General features: G+C 67.9%; 21 protein-coding genes. 4 read left to right on the top strand and 17 right to left on the bottom strand.

The genetic code is table 11. The features are described from left to right. Positions 1 to 133: 133 nt before the first annotated feature. Positions 134 to 919 carry a class I SAM-dependent methyltransferase gene (locus VFG33_RS34780; RefSeq protein ID WP_325057267.1) on the bottom strand — a complete coding sequence of 262 codons (786 nt, stop codon included), beginning with the start codon at positions 917 to 919 and terminating at the stop codon, positions 134 to 136. A 38-nt stretch (positions 920 to 957) separates the two neighbouring features. Further along, positions 958 to 1,539, bottom strand: a complete 582-nt coding sequence (locus VFG33_RS34775) for a TetR/AcrR family transcriptional regulator (protein WP_414673007.1) — start codon at positions 1,537 to 1,539, stop codon at positions 958 to 960. Here VFG33_RS34775 and VFG33_RS34770 point away from each other — a divergent pair. Then, the gene (locus tag VFG33_RS34770) at positions 1,453 to 2,238 is read left to right on the top strand and encodes a hypothetical protein (protein WP_325057265.1); all 786 of its coding nucleotides are present in this window, start codon (positions 1,453 to 1,455) and stop codon (positions 2,236 to 2,238) included. The genes VFG33_RS34775 and VFG33_RS34770 overlap by 87 nt on opposite strands. A gap of 125 nt (positions 2,239 to 2,363) precedes the next feature. Here VFG33_RS34770 and ppdK read toward each other — a convergent pair whose 3' ends face one another. From ppdK to VFG33_RS34750, 4 genes are all read right to left on the bottom strand, one after another. Continuing rightward, positions 2,364 to 5,111: a pyruvate, phosphate dikinase gene (gene ppdK / locus VFG33_RS34765; RefSeq protein ID WP_325057264.1), complete on the bottom strand. Its 2,748-nt coding sequence runs from the start codon at positions 5,109 to 5,111 to the stop codon at positions 2,364 to 2,366. Positions 5,112 to 5,315: 204 nt separating this feature from the next. Continuing rightward, complete coding sequence (locus VFG33_RS34760; RefSeq protein WP_325057263.1) at positions 5,316 to 5,546, bottom strand: sigma-70 family RNA polymerase sigma factor family protein; 231 nt, start codon at positions 5,544 to 5,546, stop codon at positions 5,316 to 5,318. An 18-nt stretch (positions 5,547 to 5,564) separates the two neighbouring features. Next, on the bottom strand, positions 5,565 to 6,443 hold the full coding sequence (locus VFG33_RS34755) for an RNA polymerase sigma-70 factor (protein ID WP_325057262.1): 879 nt from the start codon (positions 6,441 to 6,443) through the stop codon (positions 5,565 to 5,567). Positions 6,444 to 6,496: 53 nt separating this feature from the next. Next, positions 6,497 to 7,246: an SDR family oxidoreductase gene (locus VFG33_RS34750; RefSeq protein WP_325057261.1), complete on the bottom strand. Its 750-nt coding sequence runs from the start codon at positions 7,244 to 7,246 to the stop codon at positions 6,497 to 6,499. Between the two features lie 152 nt (positions 7,247 to 7,398). Between VFG33_RS34750 and VFG33_RS34745 the strand changes: the two genes are divergently transcribed. Beyond that, positions 7,399 to 8,595: a low temperature requirement protein A gene (locus tag VFG33_RS34745; RefSeq protein WP_325057260.1), complete on the top strand. Its 1,197-nt coding sequence runs from the start codon at positions 7,399 to 7,401 to the stop codon at positions 8,593 to 8,595. On the opposite strand, the gene VFG33_RS34740 is transcribed toward VFG33_RS34745, so the two are convergent. Genes VFG33_RS34740 through VFG33_RS34720 form a run of 5 tightly spaced genes read right to left on the bottom strand, consistent with a single transcriptional unit; the run spans position 8,592 to position 14,718 of the window. Continuing rightward, a complete protein-coding gene (locus tag VFG33_RS34740) occupies positions 8,592 to 10,556 on the bottom strand; it encodes a VWA domain-containing protein (RefSeq protein WP_325057259.1) in 1,965 nt (654 codons plus the stop codon). The genes VFG33_RS34745 and VFG33_RS34740 overlap by 4 nt on opposite strands. A 1-nt stretch (position 10,557) precedes the next feature. Then, positions 10,558 to 11,955 carry an ATP-binding protein gene (locus VFG33_RS34735; protein WP_325057258.1) on the bottom strand — a complete coding sequence of 466 codons (1,398 nt, stop codon included), beginning with the start codon at positions 11,953 to 11,955 and terminating at the stop codon, positions 10,558 to 10,560. A gap of 45 nt (positions 11,956 to 12,000) precedes the next feature. After that, the gene (locus tag VFG33_RS34730; protein ID WP_325057257.1) at positions 12,001 to 12,699 is read right to left on the bottom strand and encodes a MerR family transcriptional regulator; all 699 of its coding nucleotides are present in this window, start codon (positions 12,697 to 12,699) and stop codon (positions 12,001 to 12,003) included. Between the two features lie 2 nt (positions 12,700 to 12,701). Continuing rightward, entirely contained in the window at positions 12,702 to 13,979 is a 1,278-nt protein-coding gene (locus VFG33_RS34725; protein WP_325057256.1) for a serine hydrolase domain-containing protein, read from the bottom strand. A gap of 10 nt (positions 13,980 to 13,989) precedes the next feature. Continuing rightward, the gene (locus VFG33_RS34720; protein WP_325057255.1) at positions 13,990 to 14,718 is read right to left on the bottom strand and encodes a Clp protease N-terminal domain-containing protein; all 729 of its coding nucleotides are present in this window, start codon (positions 14,716 to 14,718) and stop codon (positions 13,990 to 13,992) included. A gap of 83 nt (positions 14,719 to 14,801) precedes the next feature. Between VFG33_RS34720 and mug the strand changes: the two genes are divergently transcribed. Further along, positions 14,802 to 15,302, top strand: a complete 501-nt coding sequence (gene mug, locus VFG33_RS34715; RefSeq protein ID WP_325057254.1) for a G/U mismatch-specific DNA glycosylase — start codon at positions 14,802 to 14,804, stop codon at positions 15,300 to 15,302. Here mug and VFG33_RS34710 read toward each other — a convergent pair. Then, positions 15,295 to 16,224 carry an alpha/beta hydrolase gene (locus VFG33_RS34710; RefSeq protein WP_325057253.1) on the bottom strand — a complete coding sequence of 310 codons (930 nt, stop codon included), beginning with the start codon at positions 16,222 to 16,224 and terminating at the stop codon, positions 15,295 to 15,297. The two genes, mug and VFG33_RS34710, sit on opposite strands and share 8 nt — an antisense overlap. Positions 16,225 to 16,330: 106 nt before the next feature. Here VFG33_RS34710 and VFG33_RS34705 point away from each other — a divergent pair, with 106 nt between their 5' ends. Next, positions 16,331 to 16,918, top strand: a complete 588-nt coding sequence (locus VFG33_RS34705) for a TetR/AcrR family transcriptional regulator (RefSeq protein ID WP_325057252.1) — start codon at positions 16,331 to 16,333, stop codon at positions 16,916 to 16,918. Positions 16,919 to 16,945: 27 nt separating this feature from the next. On the opposite strand, the gene ligD is transcribed toward VFG33_RS34705, so the two are convergent. The 5 genes from ligD to VFG33_RS34680 form a co-directional block, all read right to left on the bottom strand. Then, positions 16,946 to 17,917, bottom strand: coding sequence for a non-homologous end-joining DNA ligase (ligD, locus tag VFG33_RS34700; protein ID WP_325057251.1), 972 nt, complete (start codon positions 17,915 to 17,917; stop codon positions 16,946 to 16,948). 25 nt (positions 17,918 to 17,942) lie between these two features. After that, a complete protein-coding gene (dusB, locus tag VFG33_RS34695; protein ID WP_325057250.1) occupies positions 17,943 to 19,064 on the bottom strand; it encodes a tRNA dihydrouridine synthase DusB in 1,122 nt (373 codons plus the stop codon). A 10-nt stretch (positions 19,065 to 19,074) separates the two neighbouring features. Next, the gene (locus tag VFG33_RS34690; protein ID WP_325057249.1) at positions 19,075 to 19,728 is read right to left on the bottom strand and encodes a hypothetical protein; all 654 of its coding nucleotides are present in this window, start codon (positions 19,726 to 19,728) and stop codon (positions 19,075 to 19,077) included. Positions 19,729 to 19,730: 2 nt separating this feature from the next. Continuing rightward, complete coding sequence (locus tag VFG33_RS34685) at positions 19,731 to 21,116, bottom strand: glycine--tRNA ligase (protein WP_325057248.1); 1,386 nt, start codon at positions 21,114 to 21,116, stop codon at positions 19,731 to 19,733. A 96-nt stretch (positions 21,117 to 21,212) separates the two neighbouring features. After that, positions 21,213 to 21,512: antibiotic biosynthesis monooxygenase family protein (locus tag VFG33_RS34680; RefSeq protein ID WP_325057247.1), on the bottom strand; the 300-nt coding region annotated here is incomplete at its 5' end.

Below are 21,512 nucleotides of genomic sequence, written 5' to 3'. Positions count from 1 at the left end.
AATCGGCTGCAGTCAAAGGAGATTTGGTGCGGGAAGGGAGTCACGAGCCGCCACAGCGGCTGGTTCAGGTCAGACCCGAAAGTCGACGAGTGATCGCCCTTCCCGCTCGGTTATTTTCGCCAGCCGGGCGCCCTTATGCAAGAGGTTGGTGAAGACAATTCGCTGCGATCAGTTGGGTCAGGTAACGCTTGGTGACCGCGCCTCCCGCCGCCTCGATGAGAGCGCTGATACAGCCGTACAGTCGGTCACGAGCGTCCTGTGTCAAGGCCCGGTGACCTGAATAAGACGACAGCAGTTCGAGATATTCGCTCGTCGTGTAGGTCTGTTCCCATTCGTATCTGCGGACCTCGGCCGGCCCGAACCGCCCGCTGGCGTCGAACTCCGCGGAATCCTCCGGTACGTCGTCCGCCCGGGGCGGCCCGCCAACGGCCGGATCCGGCGTGAACCGCTGATAGCACTGATCCACATCCGCGAAGAACTGCGAGCTGCCGCCCTCGACGTGATGCGTCGACACCACCGCGAGCAGACCACCCGGGCGCAACGCGTCTGCCGACTTCACCACCCGCACCTCGGGGTCGATCCAGTGGAAGGCGGTCGCCGACAGGACCAGGTCGAACTTCTCCGCTGGCAACGGCCAACTCTCGAACGCGGCTGTCTTCACCTCGAGCTCCGGCAGCTTGTCCCGGGCGATCCGGGCCAGGTCGGGACTCAGCTCGACCGCCTTGACGGACCAGCCGCGCTCGATCATCGGACCGGTCGCCTGCCCGGTACCGCAGCCGATCTCCAGTACCCGCGGCCGGACCGGATTCCCCAGCAGCGCGGCGAGATCGTCGTACAGGCCACGTGGGTAGGTCGGGCGGACCCGGTCGTAGAGCTCGGCATCCTCGCCGAAGGTCTTGCGCATCTCCTGCCGCCGCATTGCTGCAGGCTATGGCATCCCGGCAGGTCCGGACCGCCTCAGCGGGAGACGGGTTTCAATCCTTCGACGATGATGTCCGCCACCGTCTCCGCATGATGACGGACGTCATCGGCATCGGGCGGGTGACTGCCGCCGAGAAGCTCGGTCTCGACGGGCGTCGCGTAGCGGGCACCGCCGCCCTGCACCACCAGGTAGTGGACCGTCGCGTAAGGCACCTGCCGGATACGCCCGGCCGCGACCAACCGGTCGATGCGTCGCTCCACCAACGGGCGGAGCGGCTCGACGAAGTGCTCCAGGACGTAGCGGATGCGCGGGCTGTCGATCGCGCCCTCATGGCTCATGATCCGCAGCACCTCCGGATGCGCTGCCGAGAACATCACCTGGTAGACGATCGCCTGCCGCAGCGCCTCGAGGTCGTCGAGGTGTGGATCGTCGGCGAGGCGCCGCCAGGAACTCTCCGCGGCGGCCAGGGCGTGCTCCATCGCCGCGAACCACAGACCCTCCTTCGAGCCGAACCGCGCGGTCAGGAGGGCGTGGCTGACGCCGAGCCGCCGGCTCAGCTCGCGGACGGACGTGCCGTCGCACCCCTGCTCCGCGAAAGCCTCGAGGGCACCTTGCAACAGCCGCGCGACATCGAGGTCGATATCACGCTGACCGGGACCGTGCCCGCGTGGCGCCCCGAATCAGGGCACTGGCTCTTCGGCGACGAGGGCGAGCAGCTCTTCGCGTGGCTGCCATCCGTGCCGGAGGGCAGGGTCGAGGCGACGTACAGCATCGGCGGCAGGACCACGGCCACCACGGGCGTCGGCTACCACGACCACAACTGCGGCAACACGCTGATGCTGAAGCTCATGCATCACTGGTACTGGGCCCGCGGCTCGGCCGGACCGTACTCCGTGATCGCGTCCTACATCACCGCCGAGAAGCAGTACGGGTACTCCGAGCTGCCCGTGTTCATGTTGGCCCGCGACGGCAAGCTCATCGCCGACGACTCAACCAAGGTGAGGTTCGAGGAGCTCGGCCCGTACACCGACACGGAGACCGGCAAGCCGGTCGCCAACGTCACCCGCTACACCTACACCGACGGCGACGAGCGGTACGTCGTCACCTACACCCGCCACGCGGACCTGTCGGCGGTGAAGTTCGTCGACGGGCTCAAGGGTCCGAAGAAGCTCGCCGCCATGATCAGCGGGTTCGACGGCGCCTACCTGCGCTTCGTCGGCGAGGTTCGCGTCGAGCACTACCAGGGCGAAGAGATCGTGGAGAACTACACCGACGACGCCCAATGGGAGCTCATGTACTTCGGCAAAGCCCGCTAGCGTTCATTCGCCCCCTTTTCACCCTTTCAGCAACCGTCACCGGCAAGACACGCCGCACGATGGGTGAAAAGGGGGCGAATGAACGCAACAGGTAGGTGCGCCGGGCGGTCAGTCCGCCAGCAGGCCTAATCCAGCGCGGCGCGGCCGGACTCCAAGCGCGCGACCGGGATGCGGAAGGGGGAGCAGGAGACGTAGTCGAGGCCCACTTCGTGGAAGAAGTGGATGCTGTCCGGGTCACCGCCGTGCTCGCCGCAGATGCCGAGCTTGAGGTCCGGCTTGGTAGCCCGTCCGCGCTCGACGCCCATCCGGACCAGGGCGCCCACGCCCTCGCGGTCGATCGACTCGAACGGCGAGACCGCGAAGATGCCCTTGGCCAGATAGCGGGAGAAGAACGAGCCCTCCACGTCGTCCCGGCTGAAGCCCCAGGTCGTCTGGGTCAGGTCGTTGGTGCCGAAGGAGAAGAAGTCGGCCGACTCGGCGATCTGGTCGGCCGTCACCGCCGCCCGCGGCAACTCGATCATGGTGCCGATCGGCACCTGACCGGGGCGGTGGGGTGGGGTCAGCATGGATACAGCCCATTCCACCCCGGCGGACGAGGCGACGTCGTTCAGCACCCCTTCGACCTCGTCGCGCGCGAGCTGCAGTTCCTGTACGGCGCCAACCAGCGGAATCATGATCTCCGGACGGGGATCCTTACCCTGCTTACGCAACTCCGCGGCCGCGGACGCGATCGCCCGCACCTGCATCGCGAACAGCCCCGGGATCACCAGCCCGAGCCGGACCCCGCGCAGCCCGAGCATCGGGTTCTGCTCGTGCAACCGCTCGACGGCCGCCAGCAACGTCGCCTGGTGACCCGGGTCCTCACCGCGTTCCTTCGCCAGCGCGACCTTGACGGCCAGATCCTCCATCGACGGCAGGAACTCGTGCAGCGGCGGATCGATCAGCCGGATCGTCACCGGCAGTCCGTCCATTGCCGCCAGCAACTCGAGGAAATCCCCACGCTGCAAGGGCTCCAGCTCCGCGAGCGCCGCCTCCCGCTGGGTCGCGTCCTCGGCCAGGATCAGCCGCTCGACGGATTCGCGCCGCTCCCCCAGGAACATGTGCTCGGTCCGGCACAGACCGATGCCCTCGGCACCGAACCGCCGCGCCCGGGCCGCGTCGTCCGCGGTGTCCGCATTGGTCCGTACGCCGAGCCGCCGGGTCTCGTCCGCGTGCGTGATCAGCCGGTGCACCGCGGCCACCAGTTCGTCACCGGCATCGGGGGCCAGCGAGCCCTCGAAGTACTGGACGACCGGTGAGGGGACGACCGGGACCTCGCCGAGGAACACCTCGCCGGTGGTGCCGTCGATCGAGATCACGTCACCCGCGCTGATCGTCGTACCGTTCACGGTGATCTTGGCGGCGGCCACGTCGACGTCGAGCTCCTCGGCACCGCAGACGCAGGTCTTGCCCATCCCGCGCGCGACCACCGCCGCGTGCGAGGTCTTGCCGCCGCGGCTGGTCAGCACGCCCTGGGCGGCGATCATGCCGTGCAGGTCGTCCGGGTTCGTCTCGCGGCGGACCAGGATCACCTTCTCCCCCTGGTCCGCGGCCTCGACCGCGGCCTTGGAGGTGAAGACCACCTTGCCGGAGGCGGCTCCCGGGGAGGCGCCGATCGCCTTGGTGATCAGGTCCTTGGCGGCCTCGGTGTCGAAGCGGGGGAACATCAGCTGCGCGAGCTGGGCGCCGGTGACCCGGCGGAGTGCCTCGTCGGTGTCGATCACGCCCTCGTCGATCAGGCTGGTCGCGATCCGGAAGGCCGCACCCGCGGTCCGCTTGCCGACCCGGGTCTGCAGCATCCAGAGCTTGCCGCGTTCGACGGTGAACTCGATGTCGCACAGATCACGGTAGTGGCCCTCGAGCTTGGCCATGATGTCCATCAGATCGTCGTACGACGCTTCGTCGATGGTCTCCAGGTCGGCCAGCGGCACGGTGTTGCGGATGCCCGCCACCACGTCCTCGCCCTGGGCGTTCTGCAGGTAGTCGCCGTACACGCCGGGCTGACCGCTGGCCGGGTCGCGGGTGAACGCTACCCCGGTCCCCGAGTCCATCCCGAGGTTGCCGAACACCATCGAGCAGATGTTGACCGCCGTCCCGAGATCGGTGGCGATCCGCTCCTGGCGGCGGTAGAGGATGGCGCGCTCGGAGTTCCAAGAGCCGAAGACGGCCTCGATCGCCAGGTCCATCTGCCGGCGCGGGTCCTGCGGGAACTCGCGGCCGGTGTGCTCGTGCACGGCCGCCTTGAACGTCTCGACCAGGCCCTTCAGGTCGTCGGCGTCCAGGTCCAGGTCGTTCTTGGTGCCCTTCGCCTGCTTCGCCGCCTCGATCGCGTCCTCGAAGACGTCGCCTTCCATCCCGAGCACGGTCTTGCCGAACATCTGGATCAGCCGGCGGTAGGCGTCCCAGGCGAACCGCGGGTTGCCGGAGTGGTGTGCGAGCCCGTTCACGGAGTCGTCGTTCAGGCCGACGTTCAGCACCGTCTCCATCATGCCGGGCATCGAGACGGCGGCACCGGAGCGGACCGACACCAGCAGCGGGTCGTCGGCCTGGCCGAGCTTCTTGCCCATCTTCTGCTGCAGCGCGTCGACGTGGTGGTCGATCTCGTCCGCAAGCTCGGGCGGCACCGAACCTGTCCGGAGGAAGGCGCGGCAGGCCTCGGCGGAGATGGTGAAGCCGGGCGGAACGGGCAGGCCGAGGTTGGTCATCTCGGCGAGGTTGGCCCCCTTGCCGCCGAGCAGTTCCAACATGTCTTTGTTGCCTTCGGCGAAGTCGTAGACGAGTTTCGGCACAGTCACTCCCTGAGGTTTGGGCGGTGCTCCACAAGCGCGCGGCATGGTGACCGCTGGCCCGTCGACTCCGGTGGCGGGGGCGTCTTTTCAGAGTAAGCCCAAAAACCAGTCCACTTGAACACTGGTCTCACGATGAGACCGTGACCCTGCCCACATGTCCAAGGCCGGAAAACCCTTACCTCATTGACAACCATGGACAAGGCGACGAAATCCCGACGAAACCTGCGAGCGGGGAGCTAACCATCTCACTCAGCGATTCCAGCTCGTCAGCTTGTCCGGGTTGAGCACGATCCACACTGCCGTCACCTCGGATCCGCCCACACTCAAACTGACCACTGCGATCACCCGGCCGGCCCTTCGCAGTACCAGGCCGGTCCGGCCGTTGACCTGTTCGAGAGTCACCTCGGTACTGGGTTGGCCGCTCAGCAGGTCGGCAACCAGGCGAGCGACCTCACCAGCGCCGTGGTGGGTGTCGGTCATGGCCGCCTCCAGGTTTGATCAGGCGGTGGACACAGCCGTGAGCTTGGCCGGGTTCATCATCCACATCACCTTGTCGATGCCCTCGGCCGACGCGTCGATGATCAGCACGGTGAACACCTCGCCGTCGCGGCTCAGCAGCGCGGACGGCTGACCGTTCACGGTCGCCCAGCGCACCTCGACGCCGACCCAGAACCGGCTCGCGAAAGCGCGCAGGTACTTCGCCACCCGGGTCGGGCCGACCACCGGGAACTTGGAGGCCCGGGCGGCGCCACCGCCGTCGGAGACGCTCGTCACGTCCGCCGCGAACAACTCCTCCAGCGCGGCCAGGTCGCCGGAGCGGGCCGCGGTCACGAAAGCCTCCAGCAGTTTGCGCTGCTCGGCTTCCGCGACCGGTGCCCGCCGCTCGGCGGCCACGTGTTTGCGGGCCCTGCTGACCAACTGCCGCACCGCGGCCTCACTCAGCTGAAGGATCTCCGCGATCTGCCCGTAGGGGTAGTCGAACGCCTCTCGCAGCACGTACGCGGCTCGCTCGTTGGGCGAAAGCCGCTCCATCAGCAGCAGTACTGCGAACTCCAGCGCTTCGGCCCGCTCCGCACCCAGGTACGGGTCCGCGCTGGTGTCGACCGGCTCGGGCAGCCACGGGCCGACGTACGTCTCCCGCCGGACCCGTGCCGATTTGGTGGCGTTGATGGCGAGCCGGGTGGTCGTCGTCGCGAGGTACGCGGCCGGGTTGTCGACCGTACTCCGGTCCGTACCCTGCCATCGCAACCAGACGTCCTGCACGAGGTCTTCGGCCTCGGTGACGCTGCCCAACATCCGGTAGCCGATCCCGAACAGCCGCGGGCGAAGCTCCGCGAAGGCCGCCGCGGTCTGTTCGAGATCGTCGGTATCAGCCACCTGGTCATTCTCTGCCACCGGCCAAGCAGCAGGGGTCATGACCCCCAGCGAGGTCACTTGCCGAAGCGACCCGGCCAGTCGGGGAAGTGGATCTCGCCGAGATCCGCCGGCCCGATCGGCACCAGGCTCTGCTCGCCGAGCTGCGACCCGTAGTACGTGGCGTGCGGGTCGGCGACGACCTCCCGCGGGTCCTTGCGCGTGGCCAGTGCCATCCGGAAGAACTCGTCCATCTGGTACTGGTCGGGGCCCGCGATCTCGACACGCCCGTTCAGCGGGGTCCCCACCGCGGCCCGGCCGACAGCCTTCGCGACGTCGTCACCCGCGATCGGCTGGTACCGCACCGGCGCGATCCGCACCACGCCGTCCACGGTGGACGTGTCGGCGATCGGCCCGACGAACTCGAAGAACTGCGTCGCGTGCACCAGCGAGAACGGGATCGAGCCCTTCTCGATCAAGTTCTCCTGCGCGATCTTCGCCCGGAAGTAGCCGTTCTCGGGCATCCGCTCGGTCCCGACGATCGAGACCGCGACGTGGTGACCGACGCCGGCCACCGCCTCCGCGGCCAGCAGGTTGCCGGTGGAGGTCTCGAAGAAGTCCAGTACCGCCTGGTTCTCGAACGACGGCGAGTTGGACACGTCGATCACGACCGACGCACCGTCCAGGGCCTCGGCCAGTCCTTCACCGGTGATCGTGTTCACCCCGGTGTTGGGTGCCGCGGCCAGCATCTCGTGGCCGAGCGCACCCAGATTCGCCACGAGCTTGGACCCGATCAGCCCCGTACCACCGATGACCACGATCTTCATAAGACATCCCTCTCGGTACGCCGGTGGCATCCGTTGCCGGCCGGTCACCAGCTAAGACAGGACAGCCCCGCTCGTTGTGACAGGTCGTGTCACATCGAGGGCTGCTGTCCTGTCTTAGCTGCCGGGAACCCGTACCGCGACAGGAGTGGATCTTGCCTTCAGCAGCCGGCATCAGGCTCAGAATCCGGATGACCGCCCGGCCGATCGACGAACCGCATCGCGCGTCCAGTCAGCTCGAGTTGCTGTTCGACCTCACCTTCGTGGTCGCGGTCGCCGCGGTCACCGCCGAGTTCGCGCACAGCATCGCCGAGGGGCACGCCGCGACCGGGCTGGTCTCGTTCCTGCAGGTGTTCTTCGCGATCTGGTGGGCGTGGATGAACTTCACCTGGTTCGCCTCGTCGTACGACACCGATGACGCCGCCTACCGGTTGCTGACGATGCTGCAGATGGGCGGAGTGCTCGTGCTCGCGGCCGGAGTACCGGCGGCTGCTGATCACTCCGACTATCGCGCTGTCACCTTCGGCTACCTGATCATGAGGGTCGGCCTGGTAGCCCAGTGGATCAGGGCCGGCGTCGAGGATCCGGCCCGCCGACGTACGGCGTTGCGCTACGCCGGCGGCATCGCGCTCCTCCAGCTCGGCTGGCTGGTTCGGCTCGTGCTCGCCGAAACGATCGACCTGCCGAGCTCCGTCCTGCTGAGCTTGTTCATCGGTCTGGCGATCCTCGAAATCTCGGTGCCCCGGTGGGCCGAGAGGACAGGGGCCACCAACTGGCACCCGCACCACATCGCGGAGCGGTACGGCCTGTTCACGATCATCCTGCTCGGGGAGAGCGTTCTGGCCGCGAGTACCGGCGTACAGGATGCGCTCACCACGGCCGACGTCAGTGGGTCACTCGTCGGTGTCGCAGCAGCCGGGCTGATCCTGCTCTTCGCGCTCTGGTGGCTCTACTTCCTCGAACCGGCCGGCGAGGGCTTGGCCGAGTACCGCCACCGCTCCTATCTGTGGGGCTACGGCCACTACGGCCTGTTCGCGGCGCTCGCCGCGCTCGGCGCCGGCCTGGAGGTCGCAGTCGAGCAGACGTCCCACCCGCCGGAGATCTCCCCGATGGTCACCGCGTACGCCGTCGCGGCCCCGGCCGGGCTGTTCCTGCTGCTGCTCTGGGCTGTGCACCTGCCCATCGTGACGAGCCCGGTACTCCGGCCCGCTGCGGTGCTGGGCGGCGTCACCGCGATCGCGCTGGTACCGCTCGCCGCCCCGCGGGTCGGCGTACCAGTCGTGATCGCGGCGATCGCGGCCATCTGTGTGCTGCTCATCGCCGGCACCATTTCTCGGGCCCGGTCGGATTAGAGCCTGCGACGGGTTCTCAGGTAGTCGCCTACTACGGCTGCACCGAGGCCGTCCGCGTCCGGAGCGATCACGCGGCCGCCGGAGCGTCGGGCCAGTAGGTCCACGAAGGCGTTCAGGCGCGGGTCGTCGCCAAGCCGGAACACCGTGAGCGAAGCGCCGAGTTTCGCCAGCCGGTCCACCTCGAAGACCGTCTTCCGGAGAGTCGCCGGCCGGGGTGGATAGTCGAACTCCGCCGTGCCGTCGGGCTCCAGGTGCGCGGTCGGCTCCCCGTCGGTCACCATCAGGACCACGGGCTGGGCGTCGGGATGCCTCCGCAGATGCCGTCCCGCGAGGAGCAACGCGTGATGCGCGTTCGTGCCCTGCTCCCAGGTGCCTTCCATTCCGATGAGCTGCGGGAGCTCCACGACCCCGGCGTACCGGCCGAAGGTGATCAGCTGGAGTGCGTCGTTGCGGTAGCGGGTCGAGATCAGCTGATGCAGTGCGAGTGCGGTGCGCTTCATCGGCAACCAGCGTCCCTCCTGGACCATCGACCAGGAGGTGTCGACCAGCAGCGCGACCGCGGCTCTTGCCCGGTGCTCGGTCTCAGCGATCTCCACGTCCGCCACGTCCAGCTTCACGGAGCCACCTCGCCCGGCACCCGCAGTACGGAGTACGGCGTTGCGAACTGTGCGCGGCACATCCCACGGCTGGGTGTCGCCGAACTGCCACGCCCGCGTAGACCCGCTGAGCTCACCGGCGGCGCCGGCCGACGCGGAATCGCGTTCGCCCGATTGACCGCGCGCGGACCGGAGTACGTCGGAGAGCGCGGTCTGACCGAGCTGCCGCAACGCCTTCGGGGACAGCCGGAGCGAGCCGTCGGGGGCACGCTCCAACAGGCCCTGATCCCTTAGCTGCCGCTCGAGCTCCGACAACCGGCGGGCATCGACCGTTGCCTCGTCACCCAATTGGCGAGTCAGCGCATCAAGGTCGATGTCCTCCAAGCGGGCACCCGGATACGACTGGGCAAGCTGCTCGGCCAGCGCATCAAGCTCTGCCAGGTCGGACATTGCCCGAGCACCTTCCGCGAGGCCGAGCGGATCGTCACCACTCATCCGCTCGGACCCGCTCCAGTCCTCCCCCGGCCTCAGTGCTTGCAGTTGCGCATCGAGATTCGCCAACTGCTGAGCAAGCTGCGGGCCGCCGAACGCTTGCTGCGACAGCTGAGCCAGCTCGGCCCGCTGCTCGGGTGTCATCGAGTTGAGCATCCGCTGAGCTGCCGCCGCCCGCGCCGCCAGTACGTCGATCAGCTCGTCGACGTTCCGGGGATTCTCCGGGAAGAACTCGCCGTGCTTCGCCATGAACTCGTTGAACAGGTCATCGATCTCCGGCCGCCCCTGGGCGTGCGCGGCCAGCAACGCGTTCAGATCGGCCAACATCTCGTTGATCCGCTCGATGTCCTCGGGCGTCGTGTTCTCCAGGGCCTCCTTCATGCCCTCGAAACGCGACCCGAGCAACTCGCGGCCGAGCAGTTCGCGAATCTCCTCGTACTTCTGCCGCGCCTCCGACGACTGCCAGTCATAGTTGGCCAGCTCCCGTACTGCGGCCGCTGTCCCCGCCGGCAGCGCGTCCAGCTGCGCCTCACGGAACCGGGCATCGTCGGACGGGTTCGGGAACAACTCATGCCGCTCGGCCTCGAGCGCCTCGTCGAGCAACCGCTGCACATCCCGCAGCGTGCCGTCGAGGTTGTGCCGCCGCTGGATCTCGCGCCGGCGCTCCCACAACCTGCGGGTCAGATCGTCCAGGCCCTGGGTGTCCCGGGTGCCTCGCCTGAGGAGTTCCTCCAGCGCGGACCGCGGTGACGACCCGGCCATCACGTCCTGGCCGAGCTCGTCCAGCGCATCCCGCAGATCCACCGGCGGCGCCAGCGGATCCGGCCCCTCATGCCAGGGCCCGTACTCCCAGCCTTCCGGTATGGCGGTCACGTCAAACTCCGTAAACCGTGGTGTCGTCGTCGGCGTCTTTGGCGAGCCGTTTGGACAAGTACAAGGCCTCGAGGGCGAGCTCGACCGCCGCAGCGATACGGCCAGGTGAATCGTCGGGCTCAACACCAGCCCGGGCCGCCACGTCATGCAGCAAGGGAAGCTCGGGAAGAGCAGCCAGTACGTCGCGACCGGGGATCCGCTCGCCCGTGGTCACAAGGTTGCCCGCAGCAACGGCATCGGCCAGCGGCGTCAGGTCCAGCCCGGCGAACCGCTCGCGTGCCGTGTCGGCGACGGACCTGCGCAGCAAGTACTCGAGCAGCTCGGTCTCGCGTCCTTCCTCACCTGGCTCGAACTCCAGCTTGCCCCGAAGCACAGCGGGAACCGCCTCGAGATCGACCGGCCTGGCGACCGCCGGCTCCTCACCGGTGATCGCACTCCTGCGCAACGCAGCCGCGGCGACAGTCTCCGCAGCGGCGACCGCGAACCGGGCCGAAACACCCGAGCGCTGGTCGATCGCGGTGGACTCCCGCAGATGCCGTACGAACCGCGCGAGCACCTCCAGCAACGGCTCCCCGACCTCCGCGGTCAGGTGGCTCTCCTGCCGTACGACGTCCACCTCGGCGTCGATGTCGAGCGGATAGTGAGTCCGCACCTCGGCGCCGAACCGGTCCTTCAAGGGAGTGATGATCCGGCCGCGGTTGGTGTAGTCCTCCGGGTTGGCCGTTGCCACCAGCAACACGTCGAGCGGCAGCCGGAGCGTGTAACCACGGACCTGGATGTCGCGTTCCTCCATCACGTTGAGCAGCGCGACCTGGATCCGCTCGGCCAGGTCCGGCAGTTCGTTGATCGCGACGATGCCGCGGTGTGCCCGCGGCACCAGCCCGAAGTGGATCGTCTCGGGGTCACCCAGGCTGCGTCCCTCGGCGACCTTGACCGGATCGACATCGCCGATCAGGTCTCCGACGGAGGTGTCGGGCGTCGCGAGCTTCTCGGCGTACCGGAGGCTGCGGTGCAGCCAGGCGACCGGCAGGTCGTCGCCGAGTTCGGCAGCCCGTCGCTTCGAGGCCGGCGTGATCGGGTCCAACGGGTGTTCGGGCAGCTCGGCGCCCTCGATCACCGGGGTCCACTCGTCGAGCAGCCCGACCAGGGTGCGCAGCAGCCGGGTCTTGCCCTGGCCACGCTCACCGAGCAGTACTACGTCGTGCCCCGCGAGCAGGGCGCGTTCCAGCTGGGGAATCACAGTGCGGGAGAACCCGACGATGCCGGGCCAGGGGTCACGACCGGCCCGCAACTCCTGCAGCAGGTTGTCGCGGATCTCGGCCTTGATCGAACGGGGAGCGTATCCGGCGGCGCGAAGCGCGCCGGCCTTACGGGGAAGATCGACAGGGGCACTAGTCACTCTGACGACGTTAGCTCGCTTCCCCCAACAAATTAGAGCGATTTCTCACTGCTTGGCCAGGTAGCTGTGCAGGAGGGCCGAGCCGTGCAGCATCGCGCGGGTCCGGCGGTCGTGGGCGGCGCGGCGTTCGGCAATTGCCGACCGGAGCGCCTCGGTGCTGCCGGTCCGCCGGAGTCCTTCGATGACGGGCCTGATCTGATCGAAGCTGTACCGGCCCTGCCGCAGCATGTGGATGATCCGTGCATCCCGGATCTGGACTGGTGCATAGCGGCGGTAGTTCGTGCCCGGCTCGCGGGTCGGGGTGAGTAGGCCGGCCGCTTCCCAGACCCGCAGTGCCGACGTCCGAATCGCTAGCTGACCTGCGAGTTCACCGACTCGGAGCGCGGGTCCGGAGCTTGCGGGCTGGTCGAGAAACTCCTCGGCCGCGGCACCGAGCGCATCGCTCGCCGCATCCGTCGTGACGCGCTGCTCGTGCAGGTCCGCGTGGCTCGCGTCGATCAACCGGAGTGCGAGCGGCACGTCCCCGTCGTGGACTGCCCGCATGATCCCGGTCGCCGTCTCCGGACCGAACCCAGGCGCCAGCGCACGATAGGTGCGCAGCGCATCCAGGTGCTCCTGCTCGTACCGGCGATAGTTCGACTCCGTCCGCTCGGCAGGCGGCAGCACCCCGGCGGCCTCATAGTTCCGCACCAACTGAGCAGAGATCCCCGCCTCCCGCGCCAAATCCACCGGCCGCAGCGCCATCGTTAGACGCGGGGGGTGACTCGGCCGGCGGTGAAGACGTAGGTGGGGGTGAAGCTGACGGGGGTCCAGGGCTGAGCTGGGTCGTCTCTGGCGACGAAGTGGTTGCCGTCCAGGGGTTCTGTCGGGCGTAGTTCGTACTCGCGGACCGGTTCCTCCGCGAAGGCGAGGCGGTCGCCGGTTGCCTGGTAGGCGAGGATCAGCTTGCCGTCGCGCCGTAGTACCTCGATTGCCACACTGGCCCGCTCGTAGCGCCCGAGGTGCTCGTCTCCCACCTCAACGTCCGCCGGCTGAGGCGCGGGCGGCACCCCCACCCCGGCGTACTGCGTGAACACCTCCGTTGCCAGTGCCTCGAAGAGAGCCGGCGCCTTCGCCGAGTTCGTCAGCAGGCAGAACGCCAGCCGCGCTTCCGGGTCGATCCGCAGGAAGGCCAACTGCGAGATCGTCTCGCCGTCATGACCGTGGATCCGGCGGCCGGACCAGTTGAAGAGCCGCCAGGTGAGCCCGATGTCGGTGGCCCCGCCACGACCACCCGGGTAGGCGATCTGCGGTTCCAGCATCGACGCGAGGCTTTCGTCCTCGAGATGCAGCTGCGCGTACCGCAACAGGTCCCCCGCGCTCTGCGTGATCAGCGCGGCCGGTCCCAGACTTCTCGGCAACTGCCAGGTGGTCACAGGAGAACCGTCGGTCCCGAGATGGCCGACCGCCGCACGATGCAGGATCGCCTCCTCCGGCAACGTCACCGTCGACTGCAGTCCGAGCGGCTCGATCAGCCGCGCCCGCAGGGATTCGTCCCAGCTGCGCCCGTCGAGCACCTCGATGATCCGGCCCAGCAGGACGAACCCGGCGTTGCAGTACGAGTACGCCGTACCGGGTGCGAACAGCTGATCCACGGTCGCCAGCAACCCGACGTACCGCTCGACACAGTCGTCGCCGCGGCCGGTGTCGGTGAAGACGTCACCGTCGATCCCACTCGTATGGGTGAGCAACTGCCGGACGGTGATCCGCTCGTCAATCGATGCCTCGGGCAATAACTTGACCACGCGATCGTCGAGACCGAACCGCCCCTCGGCCGCCAGTTGCATGATCATCGTCGCGGTGTACGTCTTGGTCACCGAACCGACCTGGAACACCGAGTCCGCCGTCACCTCGACGCCGGTCGCCCGGCTGAGCACGCCGTACGGCACCACCGTCTGCTCGCCGTCGACCCAGATCCCGAGCACCGCTCCGGGCACCCCGATCTCCGCGGCGAGCTCGGACAAACGCACAGACCAATCAGGCATGCCGCCTAAGCTACTTGCCCTGCATCAACTGCTCCAGCGCCGCCACGACCGCCTCCCGGGCAACGGGCTCGTCCAGACCGAGGTCCTGCAGCACCTTGGTGGCGACGCCGCCCGAGTCGCGATAGAACGCGAGCAGGAGGTGCTCCGTACCGACGTAGTTGTGCCCGAGCGCCAAGGCTTCCGCCACCGCTCCCTGCAACACGTGGGAGCCCTGCGGGGTCAGCGGAAGGGTCTCCTCAGCCGTCTCCGCGCCTTCCGCGTCGAGAGGTGTGGCGCCGCCTGGCCGCACGGCGTCGACGGCGACGCCGACCGCCTCGTCGGTCAAGCCGTGGGCTACCAGCAATTGTGTGGCGAGCGCCTCCGGCTGGCTGTAGAAGGCGAGGAGCAGATCCTCGGTTCCGACGAATGAGTGGTTGCGCCCGCGGGCGACCGCAGTCGCAGCCTCCACGACTGAACGAGTCCGCGGGGTGTAGTGCTCGAAGGCCGGGCGGCTGGTCCACGAGACCGCGAACCGCTTGTGGGCCGCCTGCTTGCTGACGCCGAGCACGGCGCTGATCTCCACCCAGGACTTGCCCGCACCGCGAGCCCGGTCCACGAAGTACCCGAGCGCGGCATCGGTGGTGCTGCTCAGCTCACTGATGGCGGTCGATGCGGTGCCGAGTTGGTCGAGGACGTCGTCACTGCCGGCGTCCGCACGAATGGTGTCGATGAGTTGCTGAAGGTCAGGTCCCGGAGTCATGCGTCAACCCTAGGTTGACGACCCCCGATCGTCAACCTAGGGTTGACGCCGCGTTGTAGGCGCCGGACCTTACTCTTGCGGGCATGCAAGAGTTGCCGGATTTGATTGTGCCTGGGTTGCGGGTTCTGTTCTGTGGGATCAATCCGGGGCTGGTGTCCGCGGCTACCGGACATCACTTCGCTCGGCCAGGGAATCGGTTCTGGCCGGCCCTGCATCTGTCCGGTTTCACCCCGCGGCAGCTGAAGCCGGAAGAACAAGGTGAGCTGCTGGATCTCGGGCTGGGGATCACCAACCTCGTGGATCGGCCTTCCGCCCGGGCCGAGGAGTTGACCCGGGCGGAGTTCACGGCCGGCGCCGACCACCTGGTGGAGAAGGTTCTGCAGTACGAACCCGAGTGGCTCGCGGTGGTCGGCGTCACGGCGTACCGGGATGGGTTCGGCGAACGCAAGGCCGTGATGGGTAAGCAAGATCGGATGATCGGCGCCACGCGAGTCTGGATCCTGCCGAACCCGAGCGGCTTGAACGCGCACTACACAGTGGACAAACTCGGCGCCGCGTACGCGGAACTCCGCGTAGTTACTTGAGGACCGAGCGCAGGGTGCTGACGGCCAGCTCGATCGCGGCATTGGCAGCCTGGGTGTCGCGGAGGGCGTCGACCATCACGAAGTCGTGGATGATGCCGCCGAAACGGACGGCGGTGACAGCGACGCCGGCCTCGCGGAGCTTGGCCGCGTAGGCCTCGCCCTCGTCGCGCAGTACGTCTGCTTCACCGGTGATGACCAGCGCGGTCGGCAGACCGGACAGCTGTTCGACCGTGGCGCGGAGCGGGGACGCCGTGATCTGATTCCGCTCGGCCTCGTCGGTCGTGTACTGGTCCCAGAACCACTTCATGCCGTCGAGCCTCAGGTAGTAGCCGACGGCAAACTCCTTGTACGACGCGGTGTCGAACGACGCATCGGTCACCGGGTAGAACAGCACCTGCTGCCGGAAGGTCACGTCACCGCGCTCCTTGGCCAGCAGAGTGATCGCCGCCGTCATGTTGCCGCCCACCGAGTCACCCGCGATCGCCAGCCGGGTCACGTCCAGACCATGGTCTTTGCCCAAGGCAACGATCCAGCGGGCGACCGAGTAGATCTGCTCGAGCGCCTGCGGGTAGCGGGCCTCCGGGGACCGGTCGTACTCCGGGAAGACCACCGCCGCGCCGGCGCCGACCGCCAACTCGCGGACCAGCCGGTCGTGGGTGTGAGCGTCGCCGAACACCCAGCCGGCGCCGTGGATGTAGAGCACCACCGGCAGCGGCCCGGTGCTCCCGGCCGGACGGACGATCCGGGCCTTGGTGCCGTCCGCGGCGGTCACCCACTCCTCGTCGACGGGGAGCTTCGGATAGTCGGTGGTCTGCAGTTCGTCGACAGCCTTCCGGCCGTCGTCCGGCGGGAGCTGGAAGAGGAACGGCGGCGTGGCGGTCGCGTCGGCGAAGGCTTGGGCTGCGGGCTCGAGAACGGTCATCGGACTTCTCCCTCTGGCGGGGTAGGAGCGGGAGAACGGGCGTTCTCCCGCGGTATGAACTACAGTAGGAGAACGATGGTTCTCGCGCAAGCCGGAAGGTGACGGTATGACGATCGACACAGCGACCGCCCAGCGTCAGGTGCTGGCCGCGGCCGACTCGTTGTTCTACGAGCGCGGCGTGCAGGCGGTCGGGATGGATGCGATCCGGACTGCTTCCGGTGTCTCGCTCAAGCGGCTCTACCAGCTGTTCCCCTCCAAGGACGCGCTGATCGAGGCGTACCTGAAGCACCGCGACGAGCTGTGGAAGACGATGCTCGCGGAGCACGTCGACCCGACCACAGAGCCCAGGGACCGCATCCTGGCGGCCTTCGACTTCCTGCACGCCTGGTTCCAGCAGGCGGACTACCGCGGTTGCGCGTTCATCAACTCGTTCGGCGAACTCGGCACGGTCTCACCCCGCGTGGCCGAGCTGGCGAACCAGCACAAAGCCGACTTCCAGCAACGCCTGACCGAGCTGGCCGAAGCAGCCGGTGCGCCTGCCCCGGCCCGGCTCGCGGAGTACTTGATCCTGCTCAGCGAAGGCGCGATCACCCGCTCGGCGATCTCCGGTTCCGACGAACCGGCCGTACGGGCCCGCGAAGCCGCATCCCTGCTACTCGACGCCCTACTCCCCGCTGCCCAAGTCGGCGTCTAGCCGCTCCCGGCTGACCAGCTCTGGCGTCTAGTCGGCTTCTTCCGCCTCGCGCCGGGCGCGGGCACGGCGTTTGCCCTCATGCATGGCCACGACCCGGGCGATCGGAATGGCTCGCCCTTCCTCGATCAGCTCGGCGCTCAACGTCTGGGGCGCGGGCAATGCGGCGGCCCACGGATCACTGTCGCCGAGCAACGCCGGCACGCTACGAATGGTGAAGTCGCGCGGTGAAACCTGCTCGACGTCCTCCCAACCAATCGGGTACGAAACCGACGCCCCTGGTCTCACCCGTGGGCTGTACGCCGCGACCACCGTCGCTCCGCCGGCCCGGGTCGAGTCGACGAAGACCTTGCCGCCACGGTTCTCCTTGACGTACTCCGTCGTCGCCAGTGCCGGGTCGATCCGCTCCGCCCGAGCCGCGATCGCACGGGTCGCAGCAGCCGCGTCTTCGATCGTCGCCTGATCGTCGATCGGCACATAGACATGCACGCCCTTGGCGCCGCTGGTCTTCACTGCTCCGTCCAGCCCGAGTTCCGCGAGCGCTTGCCGCACCAACAGAGCCGCCCGCACGGCAAGCTGGAACGTCTCCCCCTCCGGCGGATCAAGATCCAGTACGAGGTGCGTGACCCGATCCCACCGATCGGCGCGGACCAGGGTCGGGTGGTACTCCACCGCCCGCTGATTCGCGAACCACAACAACGTCCGTCGGTCATCGCACAGCGCGTAGGACACCTCGCGCTTCGATGCCTCTGCCCACATCGGTACCGTGCGCACCCACTCCGGCGTGTACTTCGGAACGTTCTTCTGCATGAAAGCCGGCTGCCCGGGACGCACCCGGATCACCGACAGCGGCCGGTCCCGCAGCCCGCCCAGGATCTGCTGATGGACCGCGTCGAGATAGTCCACCAGATCCCGCTTGGTCGCCTCGGCCCCGTCGAACAGCGGCTGATCAAGGTTCGTCAGCGGTACCCCGTCACGCGTCTCATCCGGCTTGCTCGCCATTGTCTGAGACTAGGCGCTGGCGCGGTCAACCGCCGGAGACGCCTAGTTCGGCTTCGGTCAGGTCGGTGTTGAGGCCGTCGGTGTCGTCGAACCAGCCGTAGGGCAGGACGACGTGGTCGCGGGGGCTGCCTTGGCGGCCTCGGGGGGCGCCTAGTTCGGCGACCGGGAAGGGGGCGGTGGGATCGAGCTGGGTCAGGAGTTCGTCGAGGCGGGCCAGGGAGTCGACCATGCCGAGGGCCGCGCGGAGTTCGCCGCCGGCCGGGAAGCCCTTGAGGTACCACGGAACGTGCTTGCGGAAGTCGCGCAGACCGCGGTCCTCCCCCATCAGGTCCGCGAGCAGCTCACCGTGCCGGCGCATCACCGTGGCGACCTCGCCGATGGTCGGCAGATTCAGCGTCTCACCACCGGAGAACGCCACCGCGAGATCCCGGAACAACCACGGCCGGCCCAAGCACCCGCGCCCGACGATGACCCCGGCACACCCAGTCTCCGCAACCATCCGCAGCGCGTCCGAGGCCTCCCAGATGTCGCCGTTCCCGAGCACAGGGATCGACGTGTGCTCGACCAGTTCGGCGATCTTGGTCCAGTCCGCCTGACCGGAGTACGCCTGCGCCGCAGTACGCCCGTGCAGGCCGATCGCCGCGCAGCCGGAGTCCGCCGCGATCCGCCCGGCGTCGAGGTAGGTCTGGTGGTCGCTGTCGATGCCGATCCGGGTCTTCATCGTGACGGGCACGTCGTACGGGCCGGCTGCCTTCACCGCCGCCTGCAGGATCGCGCCGAGCAGATTCCGCTTCCAGGGAAGGGCCGCACCGCCGCCCTTGCGAGTCACCTTCGGCACCGGACAGCCGAAGTTCAGGTCGATGTGCGCCACGCCGTACTGGTCGCAGAGCAGCTCGACCGCCCGGCCGATGTAGACCGGGTCCACGCCGTACAGCTGGACCGAACGGACCGTCTCGCGCTCATCGAAGGTGAGCATGTCGAGACTCTTCTGGTCGCCCTCGACGATGCCGCGCGAGGTGATCATCTCGCAGACATACAGCCCGGCGCCCTGCTCGGCGCACAGCCGCCGGTACGCCGCGTTGGTGATCCCCGCCATCGGCGCGAGCACCACCGGGGTGTCGATCGTGAGGTTGCCCAGCTGGAGCATCAGACCTGCATCATGGTTTCGCGACCAGGACCCGACCGTCGCCGGACACCTGGGCCTTGTAGGGCTGGACCGCGTTGTCGACCGTGGTGACGTCGCAGGCGATGCCCCCGGAAGTGTGCTTGACCACCGTCACATCATCCATCGTGCAGGTCACCTTGGCCGCACCGGTCGCCGTCCGCTGCACCGCGTCGACGACCTTGGCCTTGACGATCGCGACCGACTCGGAGGTGAACTTGTACGTCGCGCTGTACTGCTTCGCGTCGACGGTCAGCTTCCCCGAGTACGACTTGCCCGCATACGTCACCGTGCAGGTCAGGTCATGCATACCGGGCTTCTCGGCGTCGTCGATCCCCGGGCAGGTGACCGTCGTCTTGGCCGTCTTGCCGGCCGCGATCTGGGCTTCCTTCGAGATCGCGAACCGGATCCGCTGAGCCAGCGGGGCGTCGGACTCGGGCGTGCCGGTGACCTTCGGCGTCGGCCACGGCTTGGTCGGCCTCGGCAGCGGGGTCAGCGTCGGGGTAGAGGCCGTCGGGATCGGCGCGCTGGTGGTCCCGCTCGGCGCGGACGGCGCAGGGGTGTCGGCTGCCGACGGCGGATCGTCCGAACAACCACTCAGAAAGATTGTTCCGAGCAGGGTCAGCCCCAGTGCCGTCGCCTTCACCATCGTCAGCAGCCCACCAGACGCTGGGCCAGGTACCCCGGCACCTCGGTCAGGGCCACCCGCTCCTGCTTCATCGAGTCGCGCTCGCGGATCGTCACGGCCTGGTCGTCGAGCGTGTCGAAGTCGACGGTGATGCAGTACGGCGTGCCGATCTCGTCCTGGCGGCGGTACCGACGGCCGATCGCACCGGCGTCGTCGAAGTCGACGTTCCAGCTCTTGCGCAACTCGGCGGCCAGGTCCTTCGCCTTCGGGGACAGATCCGCGTTGCGGGACAGCGGCAGCACGGCCGCCTTGACGGGAGCCAGTCGCGGGTCGAAGCGCAGTACGGTCCGCTTGTCGACGCCGCCCTTGGCGTTCGGTGCCTCGTCCTCGGTGTACGCGTCGAGCAGGAACGCGAGCACGTTGCGGGTCAGGCCGGCGGCCGGCTCGATCACGTACGGCGTCCAGCGCTCGCCCTTCTCCTGGTCGAAGTAGGACAGGTCGGCGCCGGAGTGCTTGGAGTGCGTGGACAGGTCGAAGTCGGTCCGGTTCGCGATGCCCTCGAGCTCGTCGAAGTCCTTGCCGCCGAAGGTGAACTTGTACTCGATGTCGACGGTGCGCTTCGAGTAGTGGCTGAGCTTCTCCTTCGGGTGCTCGTAGAAGCGCATGTTGTCCGGGTTCAGGCCCAGGTCGACGTACCAGTCCCAGCGCTGCTTCAACCAGTACTCGTGCCAGTCCTCGTCGGAGCCGGGCGCGACGAAGAACTCCATCTCCATCTGCTCGAACTCGCGGGTCCGGAAGATGAAGTTGCCCGGGGTGATCTCGTTGCGGAAGCTCTTGCCGACCTGGGCGATGCCGAACGGCGGCTTCTTCCGGGCGGTGCCCATCACGTTCGCGAAGTTGATGAAGATGCCCTGCGCGGTCTCGGGCCGCAGGTAGTGCAGGCCCTCCTCCGACTCGACCGGGCCGAGGTAGGTCTTCAGCAGGCCGTTGAACATCCGCGGCTCGGTGAAGGTGCCCTTGTTGCCGCAGTTCGGGCAGGCGATCTCGGCCAGCTTGACCTCGTCGGGATCGCGGTTCTTCCGCCGGGCGAAGTCCTCGCGCAGGTGGTCGTCGCGGAACCGCTTGTGGCACGACTGGCACTCGGTCAGCGGGTCGACGAACTCGGACAGGTGGCCGGAAGCCTCCCAGACCTTGGGCGGCAGGATCACCGACGAGTCCAGCCCGACCACGTCGTCACGGCTCGTCACCATCGCCCGCCACCACTGGGTCCGGACGTTGTTCTTCAGCTCGACGCCGAGCGGTCCGTAGTCCCAGGCCGACTTGGTGCCACCGTAGATCTCGCCGCACGGATACACGAAGCCTCTCCGCTTGCTGAGGCTGACGACGGCATCGACGGTATCCACGGGCACTTTTCGACTCCAGTAAGTGTCACAGTTGGTCGTACGGGAAAGGTCCAGGCTATCGGGCCGACACGCCCCACGTCGCATCCGCCGCCGACCTACCTGCTACAGCAGGGAGGGCGCTTCGAGCGAGTCGTAGGCAGTTGGCTCGTCGATCGCCTGGGAGAGTAGCGGGACCGCCGCCACTTTCACCTCGTACGGCGACAACGCCCGCCGGTAACTGCCGATGTTCTCCCACTCCATACTCAGCGCGAGCAGTTCGGGATCGTCGGCGTTCCGCCCGGTCCGGGCCGCGACGAAGCCCTTCTGCCGCGACAGCACCTCGACAGCCGTCTCCAGCCGGACCACGAACTCCGGTTGCGCGGACTCGTCGACCCGGAACCTGATCACCACGAACACCCGCGC

The organism is Kribbella sp., from assembly GCF_035687465.1.
GTDB lineage: Bacteria > Actinomycetota > Actinomycetes > Propionibacteriales > Kribbellaceae > Kribbella.
This window is presented reverse-complemented; position numbering and strand designations above follow the sequence as displayed.

Bases quoted from the DNA above. Each gene is read 5' to 3' on its own strand.
- VFG33_RS34780 (WP_325057267.1), bottom strand. From the start codon at position 919: ATGCGGCGGCAGGAGATGCGCAAGACCTTCGGCGAGGATGCCGAGCTC.
- ppdK (WP_325057264.1), bottom strand. From the start codon at position 5,111: ATGCCGCGCGCTTGTGGAGCACCGCCCAAACCTCAGGGAGTGACTGTG.
- VFG33_RS34760 (WP_325057263.1), bottom strand. From the start codon at position 5,546: ATGACCGACACCCACCACGGCGCTGGTGAGGTCGCTCGCCTGGTTGCC.
- VFG33_RS34750 (WP_325057261.1), bottom strand. From the start codon at position 7,246: ATGAAGATCGTGGTCATCGGTGGTACGGGGCTGATCGGGTCCAAGCTC.
- VFG33_RS34730 (WP_325057257.1), bottom strand. From the start codon at position 12,699: ATGGCGCTGCGGCCGGTGGATTTGGCGCGGGAGGCGGGGATCTCTGCT.
- VFG33_RS34725 (WP_325057256.1), bottom strand. From the start codon at position 13,979: ATGCCTGATTGGTCTGTGCGTTTGTCCGAGCTCGCCGCGGAGATCGGG.
- VFG33_RS34720 (WP_325057255.1), bottom strand. From the start codon at position 14,718: ATGACTCCGGGACCTGACCTTCAGCAACTCATCGACACCATTCGTGCG.
- mug (WP_325057254.1), top strand. From the start codon at position 14,802: ATGCAAGAGTTGCCGGATTTGATTGTGCCTGGGTTGCGGGTTCTGTTC.
- VFG33_RS34710 (WP_325057253.1), bottom strand. From the start codon at position 16,224: ATGACCGTTCTCGAGCCCGCAGCCCAAGCCTTCGCCGACGCGACCGCC.
- VFG33_RS34705 (WP_325057252.1), top strand. From the start codon at position 16,331: ATGACGATCGACACAGCGACCGCCCAGCGTCAGGTGCTGGCCGCGGCC.
- ligD (WP_325057251.1), bottom strand. From the start codon at position 17,917: ATGGCGAGCAAGCCGGATGAGACGCGTGACGGGGTACCGCTGACGAAC.
- dusB (WP_325057250.1), bottom strand. From the start codon at position 19,064: ATGCTCCAGCTGGGCAACCTCACGATCGACACCCCGGTGGTGCTCGCG.
- VFG33_RS34690 (WP_325057249.1), bottom strand. From the start codon at position 19,728: ATGGTGAAGGCGACGGCACTGGGGCTGACCCTGCTCGGAACAATCTTT.